General features: G+C 50.3%; 3 protein-coding genes. 2 read left to right on the forward strand and 1 reads right to left on the reverse strand.

What is annotated here, in order from left to right:
- The first annotated feature begins 146 nt into the window (after positions 1 to 146).
- Together H4J77_RS19130 and H4J77_RS19135 are read left to right on the forward strand one after the other, a co-directional pair.
- Positions 147 to 2,150, forward strand: a complete 2,004-nt coding sequence (locus tag H4J77_RS19130; protein WP_182250013.1) for an integrase — start codon at positions 147 to 149, stop codon at positions 2,148 to 2,150.
- Between the two features lie 2 nt (positions 2,151 to 2,152).
- The gene (locus H4J77_RS19135; protein ID WP_182250015.1) at positions 2,153 to 2,569 is read left to right on the forward strand and encodes a hypothetical protein; all 417 of its coding nucleotides are present in this window, start codon (positions 2,153 to 2,155) and stop codon (positions 2,567 to 2,569) included.
- A 103-nt stretch (positions 2,570 to 2,672) separates the two neighbouring features.
- Here the strand turns inward: H4J77_RS19135 and H4J77_RS19140 are convergent.
- A protein-coding gene (locus H4J77_RS19140) for an IS3 family transposase (protein ID WP_182250018.1) occupies positions 2,673 to 3,760 on the reverse strand; the annotation gives its coding sequence in 2 pieces (ribosomal slippage) (positions 2,673 to 3,580 and positions 3,580 to 3,760; 1,089 coding nt annotated over the 2 pieces). This gene is flagged as partial in the annotation.

Here is a 3,760-nt window from a genome sequence, read left to right on the forward strand (position 1 = left end):
TTACATTGAGATGTTTTATAACCCAAGGCGCCGGCACGGCACGAGTGGTGACCTGTCACCGGTCGAGTACGAAAAGCGTCATTACCAGAGTCTGGCGAGTGTCTAGAATACTGGGGGCGATTCAAACATGAAAAATGAGGGAAACAGTGTCTAAAGTTTTACTGTTCACGCCGAAGCACGAGCGCGATTGCCTCAAAAATCTCGCCGATTTCGTGTTTATGTGTCGCTATAAGTTGACAGTTTTTGGCAAAGATTTGGATTGGGATGCTGAAAATTGGCCGGGCGTAGCAAATTTCACAGTGATTGGTGCTCGTAGCAGGGGCTATAGTCCAGCGCACATACTCAATGAAGAAATCCTACCGTTCGCTAAAGCCTATCTTAGATACCAGCAAGGACATAATCCTACCAAACTAAAAAACGAGCTAAAGGCAATTCGCTGTATCGAAAAGGCGCTTCTTCAAACGAGGGGCTGCGCTAATATCACTTTGGTCGACGTCCAAGTGTTAGATATCGCTGCGGAAGTCGCGAGTAGTTATGAATCCACCGCGTATCAGGCAGGCTCTCAGCTGGTAAAACTTGTCAGCTTTTTAAATGAATCTGGAATCGTGCCCAGATATATCACGTGGAAAAATCCGTTTTCAAAACCTAGAGAGCTGGATAGAACTGACGCAGAGTCAAAGAGAATGCGTGCAGAGAAGATTCCAGCCGACCAATACCTTGAATTCATGGCAGAGATGTTTGCTAACGATCTAGAGAGCCCTCGGGACCGTTTCACTACTGCCATTTTTGCGCTCCTCATGTGTGCCCCATCCAGAATTTCTGAAGTTCAGTTATTGCCCGTCAATTGTGTGCATAAAGAGATAGACAGTAAGGGTATTGAGCGAACAGGCTTACGCTGGTGGGCGGGTAAGGGGTTCGGGTTTGACATCAAATGGGTACCAACAGCTTTTACTGACATTGCCATAGAAGGCATTCGCAGGCTGGCCTGTCTCTCGGAGCCAGGCCGACGGTTAGCGAAATATTACGAGGGGAACCCAGATAAGTTCTATAGACATGACGGTTGTCCGAATGTCGATGAGCATGAGCCGCTGACATTGACGCAAACAGAGGCTGCGCTTGGACTTAAACCTAATAACGGGAATTCAGTTAGACCGTTTTTTAAGAATTATGAGCCTTATCATCAGCTCAGAGAGTCCGGGAGACCGCTAACCCTTTCGTTTCTACACGAGTTTTGCTTAAACCAGCTCCCCAAAAACTGGCCGTGGTTAAGCAAGGATCTCGGTATCAAGTACTCGGAGGCGATTTGTTGCTTCCGCGCTCATGAGCTCCGGCCAGACTTGAACACTAGTCCTATCCTTCTGTGGGTACCTGATAATAATGTGTTTACTAATGACCTGAAAATAGTCGCAGGACGTCGCAAGAAGAGTATTTGGCAGCGCCATGGTTACCAAAACACCGACTCCTCCCCTATTCGAATGACCTCCCATCAAATCAGGCATTTTTTGAATACAGCGGCTCAGCGAGGTGATCTTGGACAGCTTGATGTAGCGAAATGGTCAGGCAGGGTAAACATCGGTCAAAATGCAGTTTATAACCATATGACTGATAGCGAGTACCTCGCTTCTGCTCAAGAAGCCGGAATCGGCAGCAATTTGGCAGCTAAAATAAGGGCTAATCTGCCAGTCACCTTGAGCGATCTGCAGGCAACGGGTGAGGGGATAGCGCACGTAACAGAGTTCGGATACTGCGTGCACGATTTTTCCATGGTTCCGTGTCAGAAGCACCGTGACTGTTTGAACTGCAGTGAGCAGGTATGCATCAAAGGCGACACTGAGAAACTAGAGCGACTCAAGCTGCAACGTGAAAATATCGCCCTACAGCTGCACAAATCCCAGACCGCCTCGAGCGAAGGAATTTATGGAGCTGACAGATGGACCCAGCATCAGCTTAGAAGCTTAGCGAGGGCCGACGAGCTTATCCAGGTGCTGGAATCACCTCAAACTCCTGACGGAGCTGCAATCTGGCTAAATAATGAGCAGGAACACAGCCAGCTTAAGCGAGCGATAGCAGCTCAAACTTCGCCAACTAAAACGATTCAATCAAAGGCGCCGGAACTCGATGAGATCCGTTTATTGTTACAGGAGCAATAGATATGGCGAAACATCTTACCGGTAAGGATATCGATGCTTTCGTCACGCTGATTGATAGCTGGGAGGGCAAGCTTACGTGGGAGACGCTGTGCGATGAAGGGGCGAAAATAGTCGGTTTACGCCCAACGCGACAAACCCTGAACTCTCATGCAAAGATTAAAGACGCTTACCTAGCCCGAAAAGGGCAGATAAAAGCAGGCGCTGTTTTTTCGAAAAGGCCCGCTAGTTTAAATATTGCAGGTCAGAGAATCCGAAGGCTTGAGGGCGAAAATAACCGGCTGAAGGCTGAAAATGATAGGCTGCTGGAGCGGTTCGTCAGGTGGCAATACAACGCATATAAGCACGGAATGTCGAAGGAAGCCTTAGAAGCGTCGCTACCCTTTGTAAATCGTGATTCGTCAGAAAAGCGCAGACCTTAGGCGCGCTATGGGCGATACACGTCTGCCTCAAAATCAAGGCCGGCACTCTCGTGTGTAAGGCATTTATCCAAGAGTAAATGATGACTCTACCCCATTGTAGTGGTCAACTGATACCGGACAGTATTTTAAGTTTTTCTTCCGCCGCTACCGGCGATACACCACCGTTGAACGTATGCGGTCGTTGCTCGTTGTAATAGCCCATTAGGTAGTCAGCAATATCCCTTTGCGCTTCGTACATGTTTCGATAGCCGAAGGCGGGTATCCACTCCGATTTCAGGCTTCTGAACAGCCTTTCCATCGGGGCATTATCCCAACAGTTTCCACGCCGGCTCATGCTCTGCTGCATGCGGTATCTCCAGATCCGCTGGCGGAACTTACGGCTTGCGTACTGGCTTCCCTGGTCCGAGTGGAACATGACCTTGTCCGGCCTACCACGCTGTTCCCAGGCGTGATCCAGCGCTTTTACAACAAGGTCTGCATCTGGTCTGGCTGACATGGCCCAGCCAACGACACGGCGCGCATACAGATCCAGCACTACAGCAAGATAACTCCAGGCCTGACCGGTCCATACATAGGTAATGTCGCCACACCAGACTTGATCAGGTTGATCGACCACAAACTCCCGGGCCAAATGGTTCGGAATATCGATCCGCTCGACCGTCGCCTGTTTGTAAGCATGAGGCCCTGGCTGTTTGCAAATCAGCCCCAGCTCGCTCAGCAGACGCCGCACCTTGAAGCGCCCAGCAGCTATGCCTTCCTCGCTGAGCAGACCCACCATGGTCCGGCTACCGGCAGAGCTCCGGCTCTTCGAAAACAGCCGGTTTACTTTTGCTTTCAAGGCAAGCCGTTCAATATCTATCCGACCCCGGCGTTGCCGGTAATCGTAATAGCTTGAACGACTAACATCGAACGCTGCGCAGACCATCTCGACAGGCATTTGCTCACTCAACTGGTCTATCAGCGCGTACGATTCATTTCGTCCGACATCAAGAGAGCGGTAGCCTTTTTTAATATAGTTTTCTCCATCTCAAGGCGCTTACAGCGAGCCTCGAGCTCCTGGATCTTGCGTTGCTCTGGCGTCAGGGCTTTGCCCTTGGGCGTGACACCCTGACGCTCCTGCGACAACTGATCGACCCAGCGGCGAAGAGCGCTTTCTCCCACGCCGAGAGAAGTACAAGCCTGGGGAATGCT

This window comes from Pseudomonas sp. 5Ae-yellow (genome assembly GCF_014077575.1).
Classification (GTDB): Bacteria; Pseudomonadota; Gammaproteobacteria; order Pseudomonadales; family Pseudomonadaceae; genus Halopseudomonas; species Halopseudomonas neustonica.